The following is a 19222-nucleotide window of genomic DNA, read 5'->3' as shown; positions in this document are numbered from 1 at the left end:
GGTCAAGCTCGCGTCTGCCTATCCCGATGAATTCAGGCTGTTGAGCTGCATGTGCAGCATTCTCTCCATTTCCAGCATGCATTTCTCCAGGGCCTTGATACCGGTTTCGATCACGCGGTGGTCATCGCCTCGGGCGCATGCCTGTTCCAGCGCTTCGCACTGACCGGCCAGCCCGACGGCCTGCACGATGCGGGCGGCGCCCTTGATCTTGTGGGCTTGCTCGATGATGTCCTGGGGCGAGGCCTGTCGAACCAACATCGCGACGAGTTCCTGGCGGTCATGGGCGCTGCTGCTCAATAACTCCTCAAGTAGGCGTCGACTCAACTGTGGGTCGCCTCCCGTCAGGGCATCGAGGCTGGTGAGGTCCAGCTGCATGGCCGGCCGTTGTGGCTCGATCTGCGCCAGTTGCCGCTCCAATGCCGTGAGGCTGATGGGCTTGAACAGGCAATCATTCATGCCCGCTTCGGCGCAGCGCAGTTTCTCTTCGGGCTGGGCATTGGCGGTAAAGCCCAGCACGACACAAGCGGGCAGTTGCTCTCGCTGCTCATATTCGCGGATCGAGCGGCAGAGCTCATAGCCGTTCATGATCGGCATGTTGCAGTCGGCGATGACCAGGTCGAAGTGTTCCTGGCGCCAGGCCTGGAACCCGGCCGCGCCGTGCTGGGCGGCGGTGAACTGATGGCCGAGGTAACCGAGTTGCTGGCACATCAGCAGGCGGTTTGCGGGGTGATCGTCCACCACCAGCACATTGAGCACCGGCGCCGGTGCCGCTGCTATGGGCTTGGATTCGTCCGCGGCCTCGACCGGCAGCAGGCGGTTCATCTTCAGGCTGACATGCACTTGGGTGCCCACCATCGGCACGCTGCTCAGGCTCAGTTGCCCGCCCATCATTGAACACAGGCTACGGCAGATGACCAGCCCAAGACCCGCGCCACTCCTGGCCAAGTGGCCGGAATTGTCGGCCTGGGCGAAGGGCTCGAACAGGCGTAGCTGGTCGTCCCGGCTGATGCCGATGCCGGTGTCCTCGACCACCAGCTTGAGCTCGACCTGCTGGGGCATTTCGGTGGCTTGAACGTCCACCTTGATCTTTACCTGGCCACGTTCGGTGAATTTGATTGCATTGCTCACCAGGTTGGACAGCACCTGCTTGAAGCGCAGTGGGTCGATCAGCACATCGGTGTCTTCGAGTTCAGGCTTGAACTCCAGCAACAGACTCAAGGTTTTCTGACGCGCCAGGCCGTCGAACACGCGGACCACCGATTCGATCACTTCCTTCAGGTTGACCCGCTCGGGGGCCAGGCTCAAGCGGCCGGATTCGATGCGCGCGATGTCGAGGATGTCGCCGATCAGCTCCAGCAAGTCCTTGGCCGAGTTGTAGGCGACCTCGATGGCCGGTCGATCGAGGTGACCCTGGTCGGCGCGCTTGAGGGTCAGCTCCAGCATGCCGATCACCGCGTTCATCGGCGTGCGGATTTCATGGCTCATGGTCGCCAGAAACGTGCTTTTGGCCCGGTTGGCCTCGTCGGCCTGCTCCTTGGCGGCGCGTAGTTCATCGAACAGTTGGCGCCGTTCGCTGATGTCGATCCAGCCACCGATAATGCCTTGCACCTCACCGGTTGAGTCGCGGTAGGGCAGGATCCAGTGGTAGATCGTCAGTTTTTTTCCACGGATGTGCAGCGGGCGATCCAGGATCATTGGGTCGCCCTGTGCCACGACGCGCAAATAGTCCGCATGGTATTGCGCGGCCTCCGTTTCCAGCGCCGTACCGATCTGCACCACACTTTTGCCGATCACGTCCTCGCGCTTGGCGTCGAACACCTGCAGGTAGCTGTCGTTGCAGGTCTGCAGCAGGCCGTTGCGGTCGCGTACATAAATCGGGTGGGGCGTTTCGTTGACCAGCGCGCGCATGAACTCGAACTGATCGTTAAGGGCGCGCTCAGCCATTTGGCGGTGCTTGATCTGGCGACGCATGTAGGCGTTCCAGGTCAGGGAAATCAATAGCAGCAAGCCGGTGCCGATGATGATCTGGGCGATCAAGTGGTGGTAATTGCGCCAGTAGCTGTCGGAGGCCGCGGTGTAGCCCCGCCAGCGACTGTTGATCACGCCCAGTTCATCCGGGGCGATACTCAGCAGGGCCTTGTCGAGGATTGAACTCAGTTCGGTGGCATGGCGTGAGGTCGCCAGGGAAAAGGTGGCCGGAAGAGTGCCGATGCTGGTGCTGATTTGCAGTTTGTCCTGGAACATCGGCGATGACAGGAAATAGTTGGCGATCACCAACGAATTCACCGCACCCTCCACCTGGCCCTGGGCGAGCAGCTCCGAGGCTTTGAAGGTGTCACTGGTCTCCACCAGGCGGATCAGTGGAAAGTCCCTGCGCAGGACCGCATGCAGCGGGTTGCCCTGGGTGATCGCCAGGCGCTTGCCTGCCATCTGCTCCAGGTTCGAGGGCGCGCCGGGCTCTTTGCGTGTCAGCAGCACGTAGGAGTTTTCCAGGTAGGGCCGGCTGAAATCCAGTTGCGCTTCCCGTTCGACACTGGGCGTCATGGCCCCGATGATGTCGGCGTCGTGGTTGCTGACCTGTTCGATCATCGCGTGCACATCCCGCCCGCGCTGGATCTCGAAGCGCAGGCCGGTGCGCAGGCGGATCAGCTCCAGGAGGTCGGCGGTAATGCCGCGAAAATTGCCGTCCGCGTCGAAAAAGGTCAGGGGCGCGAAGGTTTCGTTCACCAGCACTTTCACCACGGGATGCTCTTTGAGCCAGCGCTCCTCGCGCGGGGTCAATTGCAGTTTCTTGTCGGTCAGCAAAATATCGCTGCCGGCGCTCCAGCGCTTGGCGATGCTCTCGCGTTCGTTGGTGGGCACGGCCGCCAGCACTGCGTTCACAATGCCCAGCAACACATGCTGGTCCCGGCGCAGGGCAAAACTGAAGCCATAGGCTTCATGTTTGCCGAAGTTGGCCATGTGAATGTTCTTCAGGTAGCCCTTGTTGATCATGTAGTGGGTCGAGATGGTATCGCCGAGAAACACGTCTGCCTGGTCGAACGCCACCGCATTCAGGGCATTTTGATAAGAGGGATAGGTGCTGATGATTGCATCGGGGTACAGCTTCTCCACTTCGCTCAGGGGCAGGTAATGGTAGACCAGGCTCAGGCGCAGCCCAGCCAGGGCCTCGCTGAGGCTGCGTGTCTCACCCTCCCGAGTGACCAGCACCGGTTGATCCACGGCATAGGGGGCTGACAGGACCAGGTTCGGATTCGCGGCCTCGAAGCCGTTGGAGGAGCCCAACAAGTCAATCTCGCCTGCTTCGAGGGCCTGGATGGACTTTTCCCGTGACGGGTAGCGCATCACCTTGATCGGCAAGTCCAGCGCTTTGGCCAGCAACCCGGCGTAGTCGGCAGTCAGCCCTTCGTAGTCGCGACCACTGGAGGTGAGGTCGAAGGGCGGGTAGTCAGGTGCCGCAGTGCCTAACACCAGTTCGCGTTTGTTCTGTAGCCACTGCCGCTGGGCAGTGTCCAGTTGGGAGTCCAGTTGAACGCCGACTGCGCGACTCAACAAGGTGAAGTGTTCCGGTTCTGTTTGAACGGCGAGCACGGCGGTGCTCAAGCACATGCCTGCGCTCAATATGATCAAATAGTCCTTTATACGCCTGGGCATCCGCTTTCTCACACTAGCGCGTTTCGTTTTGCCAACTCGATAAGTTCTACCAAGGACTTGGCTTTGAGTTTTTGCATAAGCCTCTTTTTATAGGTGCTGACGGTCTTGTTACTTAGAAACATGCCTTTGGCGATTTCTTTATTGGTGCGGCCTTGTGCAAAAAGTTGCAAAACCATTAATTCCCGGTCATTAACGGCCTTGAACAGTTCCAGCTCTTCGGAATTACCTTCCGAGCCGCAAGCGTTCAATGCCTGGCTCGGGAAATAGTTATAACCCGATAATACCGCGCGAATCGCACTCAGCAATTCACTCAGGTCGCCCTCCTTGCACACATAGCCGTCGGCGCCAGAGCGCATACAGCGGGTGGCAAACAGGGTTGGGCATTGTGCCGTCAGGATGAGGGTTTTCATCGGGGTGTTCATGGCGTTGAAGCGACAGAGTACTTCGAGACCATCAAGTTTCGGAATACTGATATCCAGAATGATCAAATCCGGAAGGCATTCGCGAACCATTTGTATCGCATCACAACCATTATCCGTTTCGCCGACGACCTTATAACCTTCATGTTCCAACAACATTCGAATCGCCAGCCTGATAACAGGGTGGTCATCGATGATGAAAACTGTGTTCATAATCACATTCCATGCAAGTGTAAATAAAGCGGGCACATTAGCTCAGAAGCTGAGGAAGGAGCATGAAGCTCAAGGGGAATAGGTACAAAACAGGAAAAATCCTACATTAAAAAAGGTATCGTCTTACGAGTTGCTGAGGCTTTGTGGGTGTTTGTGTCTGAGCATGGGGAGCGACGGGGCTCCTGCCGCTGCCAATGTTTTAGTAGCCGGGTTGTTGTAAGTTTTTCTTATATGAACATGTTTAAATTCCTACATTTAGAGTGGCGGGTATCAAGTCAATCAGTTCGTCGCGGTTTAACGGCTTTGCCAAGTAACCCAGCAATGGCAAGTTACGTTGCAGGGCTTGGGTATTCAGGTTTTCCAGTTCGAGTGCGGGCAAGCCGCTGAGCAAGATGGCTCCCACGATAAAACCTCCGCGACTGGCGATTTCGACCAACTCCAGCCCTGGCAGGTCGGGCAGGCATTGGTCGCACAGCATCAGGTCGAAGGGCTGTTCGCACTGCGTCATCAGCCGGATCGCCTGTTCGGCGTTTTCAGCCAGGGTCAACCGGTCGAAACCGAAGCTGTTGAGCAGGCACTGGGTCGCCAGCAGCTGAAAAGGGTGATCCTCCACCAACAGGAGGCGAAGGCGATATCTAGGCATAAGAAGGGCACACGGTGAGTCAAGCGGCGATTGGGCGGGGCGTAGGAACGTCTCGCCATGCCCCCTAAGAGGGTGCGTGATTATTCATCGGCGGTTTGTACGAGTTCGATCAGGCCGCTCTGTTCCCATCGTAGGGAGATTCTTTTCAGGGAACAGACGCGTGATCGAAAACATTATTGAGGGCTTGAGCGTCCGGTCATTTCCCGCGCCATCTCAGTGGCGTAGCTGTCGGTCATGCCGGCGATGAAGTCAATCATTCGCAGGAACGAGGCGTGCAGCGACCAGGCCGGATCCGGTGCGCTATTGCCGAGCAGATCGAGGATGCGTCGGTTCTTGAACGACGGCGTGCGCCCGCCATGTTGCTCAAGGGCTGCCCCACAGAAGGCGTTGAGGAGAATTTCCAGCGTGGTGTAGGCGCCGATTTCATGCAGGGTCTTGCGCTTGTCCTGGAAGATCTTCTTGCGCGCCATGTCTTTGGCGTCCAACACGCAACGCTTGGCGGGGCCGTGCATATGCTCGACCAGGTCACCGGGCAGCATGCCGGCCAGCAAGGCGTCCTGCTGTTCGACAAAGGCCCGCGCCGCCGCATTGGTCAGGTGTTCGATGGCCTTGCCGCGCAGGATCGCCAGTTTGCGTCGGCGCGAATCCTGGGCGCCGAGTTGCCGATAGGTCTGCGGCAGGTCGTCGCCCACCAGGTCGAGGAGCAGCGACTCGACCTCGGCGTATTGCAGCAAGTCCATTTCCAGGCCGTCTTCCAGGTCGATCAGGGCGTAGCAGATGTCGTCCGCCGCTTCCATGAGGTACACCAGCGGGTGGCGGGCCCAACGTTGTTCTTCGAGTTGCGGCAGGCCGAGCTTGTGGGCGATCTGTTCGAGGATCGGCAGTTCGCTTTGATAGCAGCCGAACTTGTGCTTTTTATAGCCCAATGAGTCCGCGTGGCGCGCGGTCCAGGGGTATTTCAGGTAGGTGCCCAACGTGGCGTAGGTCAGCCGGGTACCGCCGTCGAACTGGTGGTATTCCAGCTGCGTGAGTACCCGAAAGCCCTGGGCGTTGCCTTCGAAATTGAGGAAGTCGTTGCGCTCGGCCGTGCTCATGTCGTCCAGCCAGCCGCGCCCGGCCGCCTGCTGGAACCAATGGCGAATCGCATCTTCGCCCGAATGTCCGAACGGCGGGTTGCCGATGTCATGGGCCAGGCAGGCTGATTGCACCACCATGCCCAGGTCGCTCGGGTCGCACCAGTCGGGCAGGGCGCTGCGTAGCGTTTCGCCCACGCGCATGCCCAGTGACCGTCCGACGCAGCTGACTTCCAGTGAATGGGTCAGGCGCGTGTGGATATGGTCGTTGCTCGACACAGGGTGCACTTGGGTCTTGCGGCCCAGGCGGCGAAACGCGCCGGAGAAAATGATGCGGTCGTGGTCTTTGTGAAACGGGCTTCGGCCCAGTTCTTCCGGGCTGTGCAGCGGTTTACCAAGACGTTCGCGGGTCAGCAGGGTGGGCCAATCCAAGGCGGGTACTCTCCGTGCGGTGAATGACCCGCCCAGCTTCCCGGTTCCGCCTTGGCGGGGCAAGCAAAAATCTACAGGCCGGCCGCGTCGATATCGATCAACAGCAAGCGCTGGCCATTATCGAAGAATTGTCCGGCGGTCAGGCAATACTGGTTGGTGGTGGCATCGCGGTAGGTCGAGGACAGCGTCAGGCGCCGCTCCTCCCAGCCTTCAGCCAGCAGATGATAGAAGTATGGGCGCCACGACCAGTTGTGGCCCAGATAGCGGCTGTCGGCTTGCCAGGCGTCCTGGCGCCATTCGAAGTTGGGCGTCAGTTGGGTGCCATGGCGGTCGCATTGGTAAAAGCGCAACAACCATGGATAGTCCGGCAGTTGCGGCAGCTGGCTCAGTGGTGCCTGGCCCTGGGCCCAGGCCTGCAGGATGCTCATCAGCTCGGCCAATTGCCGGCGCAGTTGCATGACGCGCCCGCGCTCCGCCAGTTTCTGCTGGACGTACGCGGCACGCAGTTGGGCAAAACGCGGCACGAAGGCATCGGTGGCAAACCAGTCCAACTGGGCCTGGGCGAACAGATAACCTTGCACATAACGCGAGCCACACTCCAGGGCGAAGCTCAACTGCGCCTCGGTTTCTACCCCCTCGGCGATGATCCAGCAGCCGGTTTTTTCCGCCATTTGCGCCAGGGCGCGCACCACTTCGCTGCTGGGGCCTCCGCGGGCGGCTTCCTGGAACAGGCGCATGTCCAGCTTGAGAATGTCCGGCTGCAAGGCCAGTACCCGGTCGAGCTGGGAATAACCGGCGCCGAAGTCATCGATGGCAATGCGCGCGCCGGCCTCGCGATAACGCGCCACCACATCGGCCAGGCGCTGGATATCACCACCCAGTTCAGTGATCTCGAACACGATACGGGCCGGGTCGACGTCATGGGCTTTGAGCTGTTGCAGGCTGGGCAAGGCCTGGCCGACACGCAAGCGGTTGATCCAGCGCGGCGAGATGTTCAGGCTGAGGAACCAGTCCTGCGGCACCTCATGCAGGCGGCTCAAGGCGTTGTCACGAATCTGCCGGTCCAGGCGACGCAATGCTCCGCCTGGGGTGCGCGGGTCGGCAAAGAGCGGGCCGACGGAGAGCAGGCGGCCATCAGCCTGGCGCAGGCGGCCGAGGGCCTCAACGCCGGCAATGCGTCCGGTGGCGGTGTCGATAAACGGCTGGAAGCAGGCGAGCGGTTGCCCGTCAATCACGGGGCCTCCTTAAAAGCGTTGGCGAAAAAAGACCCGGCCCTCGCAGGAGGGCCGGGTCGTTTCTGTTTGCAAGAATGCAGCCAGCAGGGCTCAACCTTTGCGTGAAGCGCCTTGCATGGCCAGTTTGATCAGTGGAATCAAGCCAGCGCCCAGTCGCACCAGGCGGGTCAGGCTACTGATGCTGCCGCCCTTGGCACCCTTGCCGGTAAAGAAGCCGATCAGCGTCACCGCCGCCACGCCCCACAGCGGCGCGTGCTTGATGCCGAGGCTGTCCTGCCAGTTATGACTCATGTTGCGCACCTTGGTCAGGGGCAGCATCAGTTGCTGGGACTCGTGGCGGATTTCCTGGCGGTGCATTTCCATGCGCAGGCGGATCAACGCCTTGCGCATTTCCCGACGGGTCGTGGAGGGCGGGATTTCATTCAGGCTCATGGCAACAGGCGCTCCCGATCATTGGCCAGCTCTTCGAGCGTGGCGTGGAACGGCGTGGACTCATCGAACACCGCTGCTTTCAGGCGCACGCCGCAAAAGGCTGCCGCCAGGGTATAGAACACGCAGAGGCAGACGATCCCGGTCAGGCGGTAGCCGGTGTCCCACACCAGGATCATCACCAGGGTCGACAACCCCACCAGCAACAACAGGGCAAACACCAGCGCCAGGCCGGCAAACAGCAGCAGGCTGACCGTGCGCGCCTTCTGTTCCTGCAATTCGATACCAAACAGTTCGACATGGCTGTGCAGCAAGCCCAGCACAGCCGCACCCAGGCGCCGTGAGGTAGAACTTGGGCCCGTTGACGAGCCGGATTCGCCGATAGACATGATTTAGCGCCTTGTAGCCAACAGGCCGATCAGAAAGCCCACGCCGGCGGCAATGCCCACCGACTGCCAGGGGTTGGCCTGCACGTAATCTTCCGTTGCCGTGACGGCGGCCTTGCTGCGCTCGCGCAGGGAATCTTCGGTCAGTTGCAGGGTTTCGCGGGCCTTGAGCAGGCTGTCGTGGATCTTGGCGCGCAGCTCGTCGGCCTGGTCGCCGGCCAGGATGGCGGTGTCGTCGAGCAACTTTTCGGTATCGCTGACCAGGGTTTGAAAATCCGCCATCAGTATTTCTTGAGCCGTCTTCGTCGTTTTGCTGGCCATGGTTATCTCCGTGAGTGGCTGATCTATGCGTGTGGTTTCGAGTCACCGGTGTCGGTGAAGGTTCATTGCAATTGTGTGGTACAGCTTTTGCTTTGCCTTGGTGCGCCTGCCCCTGGGCCTGCGCTGAATCTGGGCGGTCGGGGCTCAAGCCTACAAAAACCTTACCCAAAATAACTGAAACTCGCGGAAAAACCCTGTCGGGGATGGCCCGTTGTGCTGATCGCTGCGCTAAAGCGGTTCACACCCTCGCAAGAGGGGTGGGGCCGCTGGTGCCAATTTAGTGCGCGATTCGCTGGCTTGAACCGCTTTGGTGCTTTTTGCCTTTAATGCAGGCCTGCCAACCTCCATGGAAAATTTGCAAAGCGCGGTGGACACTCTTGTCCATAGCTCCAACACTCTGTTCATCCTGATTGGTGCGGTCATGGTCCTGGCCATGCATGCCGGTTTCGCCTTCCTCGAAGTCGGCACCGTGCGCCAGAAGAACCAGGTCAACGCCCTGTCGAAGATCCTCAGCGACTTCGCCATCTCGACCCTGGCCTATTTCTTTATAGGCTATTGGATCTCCTATGGCGTGAGTTTCATGCATCCGGCAGCGGTGATCAGTGTCGATCATGGCTATGGCCTGGTGAAGTTCTTCTTCCTGCTGACCTTTGCCGCCGCGATCCCGGCGATCATTTCCGGGGGCATTGCCGAGCGTGCAAAGTTCGCTCCGCAGTTGTGCGCGACGGCGTTGATCGTAGCCTTCATCTACCCGTTTTTCGAAGGCATGGTGTGGAACGGCAATTTCGGCCTGCAAGCCTGGTTGCTCGCGACCTTTGGTGCCCGCTTCCATGATTTTGCCGGGTCGGTGGTGGTGCATGCCATGGGCGGCTGGCTGGCGCTGGCGGCGGTGCTGTTGCTGGGGCCGCGCAATGGACGTTATCGCGAAGGGCGCCTGGTGGCGTTTGCGCCGTCGAGTATTCCGTTCCTGGCGCTGGGCTCGTGGATTCTGATTGTCGGCTGGTTCGGCTTTAACGTGATGAGCGCCCAGACCCTGGACGGGGTCAGCGGCCTGGTGGCGGTCAATTCGTTGATGGCCATGGTCGGTGGCACCGTGGCGGCCCTGGTGATCGGTCGCAACGACCCCGGCTTCCTGCACAACGGCCCGCTGGCCGGGCTGGTGGCGATCTGCGCCGGTTCCGACCTGATGCACCCGGTGGGCGCTCTGGTCACGGGGGTGGTGGCCGGTGGCCTGTTTGTGTGGTGCTTTATCGCCGCCCAGGATCGTTGGAAAATCGACGATGTACTGGGCGTGTGGCCGCTGCATGGCCTGTGCGGCGTGTGGGGCGGCATTGCCTGCGGCATCTTCGGCCAGGCGGCCCTGGGCGGTTTGGGCGGCGTGAGCCTGCTCAGCCAGTTGATCGGTACGGCCCTCGGCGTGGTCGTGGCGCTGGGCGGCGGCCTGCTGGTGTATGGCGTGATCAAGCACGTACATGGGCTGCGCCTTAGCCAGGAAGAGGAGTATTACGGCGCGGACCTGTCGATCCACAAGATCGGCGCAGTCAGTCAGGATTGATCGGCGCCTCTTCGTCAGTGCCCGGGTGCGAATAAAAGCCGTGCAGCAGGCGGTAGCGGTTATGTCGCACTTCATCCACCCGCGCCTGCACCTGATGGTCCGGCAGGCCCAGCAGGATCAAGGCGTGGGAGGCGAGCATCAGGCTCGACTCCAATAGCTCCGGCACCACTTCGCTGGCGCCGGCGGCTTTCAGCTCGGCCAGTTGGCTGTCGTCGCGGGTGCGCACCAGGATCGGTACCTGCGGGTTGATCCGGCGCGCCTCCTTCAGCACCGCCAGGGCCACATCGGTATTGTCCACCGCGATCACCACCAACCGCGCCCGCTCCAGGCCGACCGCGCTGAGCAAGGCGCCACGGCGGCAGTCGCCGTAGTGCACGCTGCTGTCTTCGGTGGCGGCTTCCTGCACCCGTTCCGGGTCATCATCCAGGGCGATGTAAGCCTGTTGTTCCCGACGCAGGAAGCGCCCGATGGATTGGCCGACCCGCCCGTAGCCACAGATCACCGCATGCCCGTGCAATTGGGCATTGAGCGCGGTGATGGCTTCCAGTTGTACTTGCTGGTTGGGTTTACGGTGCAGACGCAGGGCGATGGCCGGTGCGGCGCGCAACAGCAATGGGGTCAGCAGCATCGAGCAGAAGGTCGCGGCGAGCAGCAGGCCGTTGAATTCATCGGGTATCAGCCGGCCCTGCTGCATCTGCGCCATCAATGCAAAACAAAATTCGCCGCCCTGGGCCAGGGCCAGGCCACTGCGCCAGGCGGTTTCGCTGTCGCTGCCACGCAGCTTGACCAGTGCGGCCACCACACACCCTTTGACCAGCATCAGCGTGAGGGTCAGGCCGAGGATCAGCAGGCTGTGGCTAAGGAACAGTTGCAGGTCGATCAGCATGCCGATGCTGACGAAAAACAGCCCCAGCAGGATGTCGCGAAACGGCCGGATATCCGCTTCGATCTGGTGCCGGTAGTGGCTTTCTCCCAGCAGCATGCCGGCCAGAAAGGCGCCGAGGGCAGGGGAGAGCCCAAGCAAATGGGTGAGCCAGGCCGTCAGCAGGACGATCACCAAGGCCAGCAGCACGAACAGCTCAGCCGAGTGGGAGGCGGCGACTTCATGGAACAGGCGTGGCAACAACCAACGGCTGGCGAGCAACAGGCCAATGAACAGCACCCCGGTCTTGCCCAGGGTCAGTGGCAGCGCCCAGTACCAGGCCTGTTCACTGCTGCCGGTAAACACCGGCACCAGCGTCAACAGCAGCACCGCGACCACATCCTGGAACAGCAACACGCCAATCGCATTCTGGCCATGGCTGCTGAAGATTTCTCCGAGGCTGGTCAGCTCCTTGCTGACGATGGCCGTGGAGGACAAGGCCAGCCCGGCGCCGAGCAACAGTGCGACGCCGGGCGCGAGCCCAAACCCCATCAACAGGCCTCCCAGCAGCATCCCGCAGCCCAGTACCTGCAAGCTGCCCAAGCCAAACACCACGTGGCGCAGGGCGAGCATCTTGGTCAGGGAAAACTCCAGGCCCAGGGAAAACAGCAGGAACACCACGCCGAGTTCGGCCAGGTCGGGCAATGCTTCACTGTCATTCACCCAGTCGAGGGCGGTCGGTCCCACGGCCAGGCCCACGCACAGGTAGCCCAGCACGGGGGGCAATTGCAGCCGGCGAAACAGCGCAATCACCACCAGGGATGAGGCCAGAATGATCAGCAGGTTGGCGAACACAAGCATCTCCGTTGCAGGGCGAGCGGACAAAAGGCCGTGAGAGTGGCTGAGTCAGTTATAGGCCATGGTGATCTGGGTCAGGGTTTTATTGTGGTCGGCGGGCTTATTGTGATTGATGAGCTGCCGTGGCAAGCGCGCCTATTGTGATGTTTGTGGCGAACGGGCTTGTTGTGGCGAGCGGGCTTGCCCCGCGTTGGGGCGCGAAGCGGCCCCAATAGGCCCCCCACGTTCCCTCAGGCAGAAATACGGTGTTTGGTTTTGGGGCTGCTGCGCAGCCCAACGCGGGGCAAGCCCGCTCGCCACAGGCAGTTTGCTCAACGCAGTAAGCCTGCCACAAAGGGCTGCCTCGCCACAGGTTTTCGTCAGGCTTAGAATGTTCGTCTACTTACTGATCAGGTCCATTCGTCATGCTTCCTGAATGCCAGCTGTTCGGCACCCTGGGTTGCCATCTTTGTGAAATTGCCGAGGCCGAAATCATTCCGCTCGTCGAACACGGGTTGCTGGTCGAGTTGGTTGATATCACCGACCCCGAAGACCTGACCGACGCCTACGGCCTAAGGATTCCGGTGCTTCGACGGGTAGATACCGGAGCTGAACTGGATTGGCCTTTCGACACTGAGCAGGTTGTCGCCTTCCTGCGCTGACGTTTATGCGATGGCGAGTTTCCGAATATTACGTTACTGTATGTTTGTACAGCGATTGAATAGAGGGAACGCCCGTGGTGAATGTTGAACAACTGAAAAGCAGCGTCAATCGCATGTCCGCCGATGTCGTGCGCGACGCGGTGAACGAGCTGCGCCTCGACGGCCTGGTCACGGAAGGCAAGACGCCGTTTAACAAAGTGCATTTCAATACCTGCTTTGCGGAGATCGAGGCGTTGTTCCAGCGCGCCGGTTACCACAAGCAGCTGGATGTGGTGGGTTACCAGGGCTTGCTCTACGCGTTGTACGACCCCGGCCGCTGGGAGGCGGTGGACGTGCTGCGCTGGCTCAAGGAGTTCACCGAGGCGGCCAGTGCCTCGCCGATCCTGCGCGCGGAATTGGCCAAGGCCTGAGATCCGCCCTAGGCTTGATCCCGCTCCATGCGGGATAATGCCGGCCTGTTTTTCCAGGTTTCGAGCATCGGCATGTCCACTTCCGGTTTTTCCGCGTCCCAGCACCAAGCCAGCACTTTGTATTTGCCTCCCGGCTCTTGGGCGACGGTCCTGGAGTGCCTGTGCGGGCATTTCCCGGCGATCAGTCGTGAACATTGGCTGGACCGCATTGCGCGGGGTCGGGTGCTGGATATCAACGGCCGCCCGATTCCGCTGGACCTGGCCTACAAGGAAGGCCTGTGCATCTATTACTTCCGTGAAGTGCCCAACGAAAAAGTGATCCCGGTGCAGGAAACCATCCTGTATGCCGACGAGCACTTGGTGGTGGCCGACAAGCCGCATTTCCTGCCCGTGACCCCGGCCGGTGAATATGTCGAGCAAACCCTGTTGCGTCGCCTGATTCGCCGTCTGGATAACCCGTCGTTGGTGCCCCTGCATCGCATCGACCGGCATACGGCGGGGCTGGTGCTGTTCTCGGCCAATCCCCACAGCCGTTCGGCCTACCAGCAACTGTTCCCCACGCGCCGGATCGATAAATTCTACGAAGCCATCGCCCCGGCCTTGCCGAACCTGACCTTCCCCCTCGTGCATAAAAGCCGCCTGGTCGATGGCGAACCGTTCTTCCGCATGCAGGAAGGCGAGGGTGCCAGCAACACCGAAACGGCGGTTGAAGTGCGTGAAAAACACGGCGACTTATGGCGTTACGGCCTCTTCCCTGTGACCGGTAAGAAGCATCAGCTGCGCGTGCACATGACAGCGCTGGGGGCGAGTATCTGCAACGACCCGTTCTACCCAGAGGTGATCAAGGATGCCGTGGACGACTACGCCAACCCCTTGAAACTGCTGGCCCAGGGGGTGCGTTTTATCGACCCGGTCAGCGGTGAGGCGCGCAGTTTCCGCAGCCAGATCACCCTCCACTGGTAACCCCCGGAAACGACAAGGCCCGCACGCGGCGGGCCTTGGGTGCAAGCGCTGGGCTTACAGGTCTTTAACGGTGCGAACCTGGTCTTTGTTGATGCGGGTGCGCTTGCCGTCAAGCTGCTCGAATTCGTAGAAACCCGTATCTTCATTGTATTTCGGGGTGTCGACGGCCTGGATTTCGCGACCGTCATTCAGGGTGATCACTGTTGGCGAGGCGCAACCGGCAAGGGTAGCGAGGCCCAGTGCAAGCATGAGAGCGGCGATGGTCCGTTGAGTCATGAGTGTGTCTCCGAGAGAATTCTTTTTGAGTGCTGACTCTGTGACGTGTAAGGCGTCGACAAAGTTCCTTGTGCGAGGTTCATTCTGACACGCCAGGCTGCGTGTGTAACAGCGCGGGTGTGTTCAGGTTGGCCAGGCGCGGGTCATCGGGCGGGCAGTCCAGCCCCACGCCACCCAGTTGCAGGAAGAGCTTGCGCGGACTGCGCTCACCGGCTTGCCAACCCCGTTCTACCTCGGTTTGCAGGCTGGTCGGGATGATGCAGATCAAGGGTTCCCAGAACTCACCGTGATGCACCATCACCGGCAGCTGTGGATGCTGTTGTGCAATCCTACGCAGGTCGGCGAGCAGTTGGGCATCGAGGTGCGGGACATCGCACGGCAAAACCAGCAAATGTTCATGGCGTGCGGCGGCTAATCCCGCGCGGACGCCCGCCAGCGGCCCGGGAAAGTCCGGGCTGTCGTCATTCACCAGTTGGTCGGCGTAGGGCGCATACCGGTCCTGGTTGCGATTGCACGAGATGATCAGGTCGTCGGTCAGCGGCCGGACCAGGCGCTGCAAGTGCGCGATCAACGGCGCGCCGTGCCATTGGAGCAGACCTTTGTCCTGGCCGCCCATGCGTTGGCCGCGGCCACCGGCCAGCAGCAGAATCGAACAGGGCAGGGGCGAAGAATCATCGGGCATGTGGGTTCCGCAGCGGCAGGTAAATGGGGGCCTGTGATATAACATCGGGCTGTTCCTTCGACAACCGGACCGTGCCATGAAAGCCAAGGCAGATGCGCCCTTCGTACCCCTGAATATCGCTGTACTGACCGTCAGCGACACCCGCACCCTGGACACCGACACGTCGGGCCAGGTGTTCGTCGACCGCCTGATCGCCGCCGGCCACCACCTTGCCGAACGCGTGCTGCTCAAGGACGACCTCTACAAGATCCGCGCCCAGGTCGCCCACTGGATCGCAGAAGACGTGGTGCAAGTGGTGTTGATCACCGGTGGCACTGGCTTCACCGGTCGCGACAGCACCCCGGAAGCCGTGAGCTGCCTGCTCGACAAACAGGTCGACGGCTTCGGTGAACTGTTCCGGCAGATCTCCGTGGCCGATATCGGCACCTCCACCGTGCAATCCCGCGCCCTGGCCGGCCTGGCCAATGGCACCCTGGTGTGCTGCCTGCCCGGCTCTACCAACGCCGTGCGCACCGGGTGGGACGGTATCCTCGCCGAGCAGTTGGACAACCGTCACCGCCCCTGCAACTTCGTGCCGCACCTCAAGCAGGCCGAACCCTGTGAATCCCGTGGATAAGCCGGGCAAGACCGGTGCCCTGATGCCGGTGGAAGACGCACTGCGGCAATTACTGGACATGGCTGAAGCGGCACCGATCCGCGAGCAGGAAGTATTGCCCCTGGCCGAGTGCGACGGTCGGGTATTGGCGCAAGACATGGTCTCGACCCTCGACCTGCCGCCCTGGCCCAACAGCGCCATGGACGGTTACGCCGTGCGTCTGGCGGACTGGACGGGAGAGCCGCTGGTGGTGAGCCAGCGCATTTTCGCAGGGGCCGCGCCGCAGCCCTTGGCCCTGGGGACCTGTGCGCGCATCTTCACGGGAGCGCCAGTGCCCGAAGGCGCGGACTGCGTTGAGATGCAGGAAAACGCCGAGGTCCATGCCGATGAGCGCGTCAGCTTTACTCAGCCGCTGCACGTCGGCCAGAACATTCGCCCCCAGGGCCAGGAAACCACGGTGGGCGAACGGGTACTGTCCGCTGGCACACGCCTGGGCCCGATCGAACTGGGCCTGGCGGCGTCGCTGGGCCACGACTGCTTGAGCATCGTGCGCCGTGTGCGCGTCGGGGTGCTGTCCACCGGCGACGAATTGATCGAGCCGGGTTTGCCGTTGGGCCCAGGCCAGATCTACAACAGCAACCGCCGCGTGCTATGCAGCTGGCTCGAACGCCTGGGCTGCGATGTGATCGATGCCGGTATTCTTCCCGATGACCTGGAGCAGACGCGTACCCGCCTGGCGGGCCTGGGCCATGTCGACCTGATTCTGTCGACCGGCGGAGTGTCGGTGGGCGAGGCGGACTTCCTTGGCATCGCCTTGCGTGAAGAGGGTGAACTGGCCTTGTGGAAGCTGGCGATCAAGCCGGGCAAGCCGCTGACCTTTGGTCACTTCCGCGGCGTACCGGTGATCGGCCTGCCGGGCAACCCGGCATCGACCCTGGTGACCTTTGCCCTGTTGGCACGGCCTTACCTGTTGCGCCGCCAAGGTGTGGCAGAAGTTGAGCCGCTGCGTTTCGAAGTGCCTGCGGGCTTCACCTGGCCCAAGCCGGGCAACCGCCGCGAATACCTGCGCGGGCGCATCGAGCAGGGCCGGGCGATCATCTATCGCAACCAGAGCTCCGGCGTGCTGCGCAGCGCGGCGTGGGCGCAAGGGTTGGTGGAGGTGTTGGAGGGTACGACGCTGGAGATGGGTGATCGCGTCAATTTCATCCCCCTGAGCGAAGTCCTGAATTGACCTCAAGCTGAATGTCGACTTAGCGCTGTCGCGCAGTAAACATGGGATCCCTGTGGCGAGCGGGCTTGCTGTGGTGAACGGGCTTGTTGTGGCGAGCGGGCTTGCCCCGCGTTGGGCTGCGCAGCAGCCCCAAAACCAGGCACCGCGGTGTGTCAGTTAAAAACACATCGCCTGTAATGGGGCCGCTTCGCGCCCCAACGCGGGGCAAGCCCGCTCGCCACAACAAACCCGCTCGCCACAAAGATGCGTACATTCAGTAATCGTCGCCACGCTCGGTCACATCCCGCTCCACGGGCCCGGCATCCGGGTCGTACCCCACCGGAAACTTGCCCTTCAACGTCCAGGCAAACGCAATGATCTCGGCGATCGTGCGGTACAACTCCTCCGGGATACTGTCCCCCAGTTCCATGCGCGCGAGCAGCTTTACCAGCTCGGCGTTTTCATAGATAGGCACTTCATTTTCCCGGGCCAACTTGAGTATCGCTTCGGCCAGGGCGTCGTCGCCCTTGGCGGTCAGGGTCGGCGCTTGCTGGCCGTCGTATTTGAGCGCAATTGCCTGGCGCGGCGGGTTGGAGTTTTTCATGCGGTTTCATCCACCCAGCGTTGTTCCAATCCGGTTTTGGGCCCGCGGGGTGGCGTGCCCAGGTGGCAATCCAGATCGCCGACGTTGAGCCCCGATGACACCAGGCGCTCGCGAAGGCTGCCCAGGTGGCTCTCGATCAGGCTGGCGGTGAAGGCGCGCGAGGCCCACAACTGGCTGGACAGCTTGCCTTGGGTCAGTTGCGCCTGGACCTGCAACGGCCCCAGCGGCTCCATATCGAAGGCCAATTCGACGCGCCAAAGCATCTGCTTGGGGTCCTTCTTTTCTTTACGTTCAGGCTGTTCCTTGTCCGGCGTCGGCTCTTCACGCTGGAACTTGACCTGCAACGGCACGATGTCTTGCAACGTGCGCATGGGGATTTCCAGTTGCCAGGTGGTTTGCAGCCGGCCATCGGCAGTGGTACCGGTTTGCTCCAGGCTCGACAGCTGGTGGCTCTGCAGGCGCGAGATCGCCCCGGCGGCCAGGCGCAGCAGGTTTTCCAAGTCGCCTTCACCCTCCAGCTTTGCCATGAGCCGTTCGGGCAGCGGGAAACTGGCGGGTATTTGTCGGGCGCTGACCTGGCCCAGGGTGTTCAGCGGGCTACGCACAAAGTTCGGTAAGACCTGAGCCAGGGTGTTGGCAGCGAGGATGGCACTCAAGTTGGTGTTGGCCGGCAGGGCCGGTACCAGGTCGGCGACCAGGCGCAGCAGCGCGCCCTTCATATCCAGCGGCGGTACCTGCGGGTTTTGCCCCGCGAGTAATTTGGCTTCGAGAAAGGCCCCGCTGTTCTGGATCACCTGCGCCAGCACCTTGGGGTTGCTGACCTGCGCCAGGTCGGGCAACGCGGCCAGCAAACGCTCGGCGGCCGCGCGCAGGTCGGCCGAGGTGCTGTCACTTTTCGGCAGGTTTTGCAGCGCGGTGAACACCACATCCAGCGAGCCCTGGCGACTTTGCTGGGTGGCGAGTTGCTGGGTGACCGCCAATTGATCCTTGAGCCCGCTCAACGGCACGAAGTTCAGGGTTTGCGCGTTCTGCACCACGGCGCTGAGCAAACTGCCCACGCGCAAGGGTTGCGGGCTTTCCACCGTCAGCGTCGCGCCAGCCAAGGCGTTATTGAGCACGGTCACCAGCGACCGATAGATCGCCGGCTGCGTGGTGCCCTGGGGCAGGGCCTGGGTGGTCAGCACCTTGGCCTGCAGCAGGGTGCCTTCCGGCAGCTTGGACGTATCGATACGGGTCAGTGCGGCGACATTGGCGCTCAAGGCTTGTTGCAGGCTGATGGCCAGGTTGCCGGCCGGGGTCTGGCTGACCGATACGTTAGTGCCCAGCGGCAAGGGCTGCGGGCTGCTGGCCTGCACCAGGGTCTGGCGGCCACCGTCCAGGGTCAATTTGAGCAACAGCTGAAACGCCTCGCCCCCTTGTTTCAGGGCGAGAACCTCGGCGTTCACGGTTTTACCCGGGTCGATCAGCCCGATTTGCGGCTCCAGCAGTTTGAGCAAGGCGCCTGGGGCAGGCGCGGGGCTTTGCCCGGCCACCGGGGCGGGAGGAAGCGTAGGAAGGTTGATCTCACCGGTCATCGCGCGCGTCGTCTCTGGGAAATTGCCCTCTTTAGCGTAGGGCATCGCATGTATAATGCCGCCCGTCTGCAAAGAGAGCGGTAAAAACCTCACAACTATTTGATCCAGCTCTCTAAAATCGGTCGCCAAAGCCGTTATTGTGCTTCTTTCTATAACGGCCGCTGCACCGCCGACTTGAACCGTAAAG

At 61.5% G+C, this 19222-nt stretch carries 19 protein-coding genes; 6 read left to right on the top strand and 13 right to left on the bottom strand.

Going from position 1 to position 19222, the window contains the following annotated elements; all coding sequences use genetic code 11:
- Positions 1-18: 18 nt before the first annotated feature.
- The 8 genes from QU606_RS07050 to QU606_RS07015 all read right to left on the bottom strand — a co-directional run bounded on the left by QU606_RS07050 (position 19) and on the right by QU606_RS07015 (position 8805).
- Positions 19-3654 carry a transporter substrate-binding domain-containing protein gene (locus QU606_RS07050; RefSeq protein WP_041160876.1) on the bottom strand — a complete coding sequence of 1212 codons (3636 nt, stop codon included), beginning with the start codon at positions 3652-3654 and terminating at the stop codon, positions 19-21.
- Between the two features lie 8 nt (positions 3655-3662).
- Positions 3663-4286, bottom strand: a complete 624-nt coding sequence (locus tag QU606_RS07045) for a response regulator transcription factor (protein WP_024074245.1) — start codon at positions 4284-4286, stop codon at positions 3663-3665.
- Between the two features lie 241 nt (positions 4287-4527).
- Positions 4528-4929 carry a response regulator gene (locus QU606_RS07040; protein ID WP_024074246.1) on the bottom strand — a complete coding sequence of 134 codons (402 nt, stop codon included), beginning with the start codon at positions 4927-4929 and terminating at the stop codon, positions 4528-4530.
- A 173-nt stretch (positions 4930-5102) separates the two neighbouring features.
- Positions 5103-6434 (bottom strand): deoxyguanosinetriphosphate triphosphohydrolase, encoded by a 1332-nt coding sequence (locus QU606_RS07035; protein WP_024074247.1) that lies wholly within the window; start codon positions 6432-6434, stop codon positions 5103-5105.
- A gap of 71 nt (positions 6435-6505) precedes the next feature.
- Positions 6506-7669, bottom strand: coding sequence for an EAL domain-containing protein (locus QU606_RS07030; RefSeq protein ID WP_024074248.1), 1164 nt, complete (start codon positions 7667-7669; stop codon positions 6506-6508).
- A gap of 90 nt (positions 7670-7759) precedes the next feature.
- Positions 7760-8101 (bottom strand): hypothetical protein, encoded by a 342-nt coding sequence (locus tag QU606_RS07025; protein WP_024074249.1) that lies wholly within the window; start codon positions 8099-8101, stop codon positions 7760-7762.
- The gene (locus QU606_RS07020) at positions 8098-8487 is read right to left on the bottom strand and encodes a phage holin family protein (protein ID WP_024074250.1); all 390 of its coding nucleotides are present in this window, start codon (positions 8485-8487) and stop codon (positions 8098-8100) included. Before QU606_RS07020 ends, QU606_RS07025 begins: the two co-directional genes overlap by 4 nt.
- Before the next feature lie 3 nt (positions 8488-8490).
- Positions 8491-8805, bottom strand: coding sequence for a YqjD family protein (locus QU606_RS07015; protein ID WP_024074251.1), 315 nt, complete (start codon positions 8803-8805; stop codon positions 8491-8493).
- A gap of 346 nt (positions 8806-9151) precedes the next feature.
- On the opposite strand from QU606_RS07015, the gene QU606_RS07010 reads away from it, so the two are divergent.
- A complete protein-coding gene (locus QU606_RS07010; protein WP_041161126.1) occupies positions 9152-10360 on the top strand; it encodes an ammonium transporter in 1209 nt (402 codons plus the stop codon).
- Here the strand turns inward: QU606_RS07010 and QU606_RS07005 are convergent.
- Complete coding sequence (locus tag QU606_RS07005; protein WP_146015782.1) at positions 10347-12083, bottom strand: monovalent cation:proton antiporter-2 (CPA2) family protein; 1737 nt, start codon at positions 12081-12083, stop codon at positions 10347-10349. The genes QU606_RS07010 and QU606_RS07005 overlap by 14 nt on opposite strands.
- Before the next feature lie 401 nt (positions 12084-12484).
- Between QU606_RS07005 and QU606_RS07000 the strand changes: the two genes are divergently transcribed.
- From QU606_RS07000 to QU606_RS06990, 3 genes are all read left to right on the top strand, one after another.
- Entirely contained in the window at positions 12485-12721 is a 237-nt protein-coding gene (locus QU606_RS07000) for a glutaredoxin family protein (RefSeq protein ID WP_024074254.1), read from the top strand.
- A 74-nt stretch (positions 12722-12795) separates the two neighbouring features.
- On the top strand, positions 12796-13131 hold the full coding sequence (locus QU606_RS06995) for a hypothetical protein (protein WP_010565034.1): 336 nt from the start codon (positions 12796-12798) through the stop codon (positions 13129-13131).
- A gap of 72 nt (positions 13132-13203) precedes the next feature.
- Positions 13204-14094, top strand: coding sequence for a pseudouridine synthase (locus QU606_RS06990; RefSeq protein ID WP_069077378.1), 891 nt, complete (start codon positions 13204-13206; stop codon positions 14092-14094).
- A gap of 54 nt (positions 14095-14148) precedes the next feature.
- Here QU606_RS06990 and QU606_RS06985 read toward each other — a convergent pair whose 3' ends face one another.
- Together QU606_RS06985 and mobA are read right to left on the bottom strand one after the other, a co-directional pair.
- Entirely contained in the window at positions 14149-14370 is a 222-nt protein-coding gene (locus tag QU606_RS06985; protein ID WP_024074256.1) for a YgdI/YgdR family lipoprotein, read from the bottom strand.
- A 79-nt stretch (positions 14371-14449) separates the two neighbouring features.
- Entirely contained in the window at positions 14450-15052 is a 603-nt protein-coding gene (mobA, locus tag QU606_RS06980; protein WP_193690365.1) for a molybdenum cofactor guanylyltransferase MobA, read from the bottom strand.
- A 76-nt stretch (positions 15053-15128) separates the two neighbouring features.
- Between mobA and moaB the strand changes: the two genes are divergently transcribed.
- Both moaB and glp read left to right on the top strand, forming a co-directional pair.
- Positions 15129-15668, top strand: coding sequence for a molybdenum cofactor biosynthesis protein B (gene moaB / locus QU606_RS06975; protein WP_024074258.1), 540 nt, complete (start codon positions 15129-15131; stop codon positions 15666-15668).
- A complete protein-coding gene (gene glp, locus QU606_RS06970; RefSeq protein WP_069075568.1) occupies positions 15652-16878 on the top strand; it encodes a gephyrin-like molybdotransferase Glp in 1227 nt (408 codons plus the stop codon). Before moaB ends, glp begins: the two co-directional genes overlap by 17 nt.
- Positions 16879-17131: 253 nt before the next feature.
- Here glp and QU606_RS06965 read toward each other — a convergent pair whose 3' ends face one another.
- Complete coding sequence (locus QU606_RS06965) at positions 17132-17461, bottom strand: EscU/YscU/HrcU family type III secretion system export apparatus switch protein (protein ID WP_024074260.1); 330 nt, start codon at positions 17459-17461, stop codon at positions 17132-17134.
- Positions 17458-19035 (bottom strand): flagellar hook-length control protein FliK, encoded by a 1578-nt coding sequence (locus QU606_RS06960; RefSeq protein WP_069075569.1) that lies wholly within the window; start codon positions 19033-19035, stop codon positions 17458-17460. Before QU606_RS06960 ends, QU606_RS06965 begins: the two co-directional genes overlap by 4 nt.
- Positions 19036-19222 lie beyond the last annotated feature (187 nt).

Origin of the sequence: Pseudomonas sp. OVF7 (assembly GCF_030644265.1) — a bacterium.
Classification (GTDB): Bacteria; Pseudomonadota; Gammaproteobacteria; order Pseudomonadales; family Pseudomonadaceae; genus Aquipseudomonas; species Aquipseudomonas gorinensis.
The sequence above is the reverse complement of the archived record's forward strand: the minus strand, read 5'-3'. Positions and strand labels throughout refer to the sequence as shown.

Bases quoted from the DNA above. Each gene is read 5' to 3' on its own strand.
- QU606_RS07050 (WP_041160876.1), bottom strand. From the start codon at position 3,654: ATGCCCAGGCGTATAAAGGACTATTTGATCATATTGAGCGCAGGCATG.
- QU606_RS07045 (WP_024074245.1), bottom strand. From the start codon at position 4,286: ATGAACACAGTTTTCATCATCGATGACCACCCTGTTATCAGGCTGGCG.
- QU606_RS07040 (WP_024074246.1), bottom strand. From the start codon at position 4,929: ATGCCTAGATATCGCCTTCGCCTCCTGTTGGTGGAGGATCACCCTTTT.
- QU606_RS07025 (WP_024074249.1), bottom strand. From the start codon at position 8,101: ATGAGCCTGAATGAAATCCCGCCCTCCACGACCCGTCGGGAAATGCGC.
- QU606_RS07020 (WP_024074250.1), bottom strand. From the start codon at position 8,487: ATGTCTATCGGCGAATCCGGCTCGTCAACGGGCCCAAGTTCTACCTCA.
- QU606_RS07015 (WP_024074251.1), bottom strand. From the start codon at position 8,805: ATGGCCAGCAAAACGACGAAGACGGCTCAAGAAATACTGATGGCGGAT.
- QU606_RS07010 (WP_041161126.1), top strand. From the start codon at position 9,152: ATGGAAAATTTGCAAAGCGCGGTGGACACTCTTGTCCATAGCTCCAAC.
- QU606_RS07005 (WP_146015782.1), bottom strand. From the start codon at position 12,083: ATGCTTGTGTTCGCCAACCTGCTGATCATTCTGGCCTCATCCCTGGTG.
- QU606_RS07000 (WP_024074254.1), top strand. From the start codon at position 12,485: ATGCTTCCTGAATGCCAGCTGTTCGGCACCCTGGGTTGCCATCTTTGT.
- QU606_RS06990 (WP_069077378.1), top strand. From the start codon at position 13,204: ATGTCCACTTCCGGTTTTTCCGCGTCCCAGCACCAAGCCAGCACTTTG.
- QU606_RS06985 (WP_024074256.1), bottom strand. From the start codon at position 14,370: ATGACTCAACGGACCATCGCCGCTCTCATGCTTGCACTGGGCCTCGCT.
- mobA (WP_193690365.1), bottom strand. From the start codon at position 15,052: ATGCCCGATGATTCTTCGCCCCTGCCCTGTTCGATTCTGCTGCTGGCC.
- moaB (WP_024074258.1), top strand. From the start codon at position 15,129: ATGAAAGCCAAGGCAGATGCGCCCTTCGTACCCCTGAATATCGCTGTA.
- QU606_RS06965 (WP_024074260.1), bottom strand. From the start codon at position 17,461: ATGAAAAACTCCAACCCGCCGCGCCAGGCAATTGCGCTCAAATACGAC.
- QU606_RS06960 (WP_069075569.1), bottom strand. From the start codon at position 19,035: ATGACCGGTGAGATCAACCTTCCTACGCTTCCTCCCGCCCCGGTGGCC.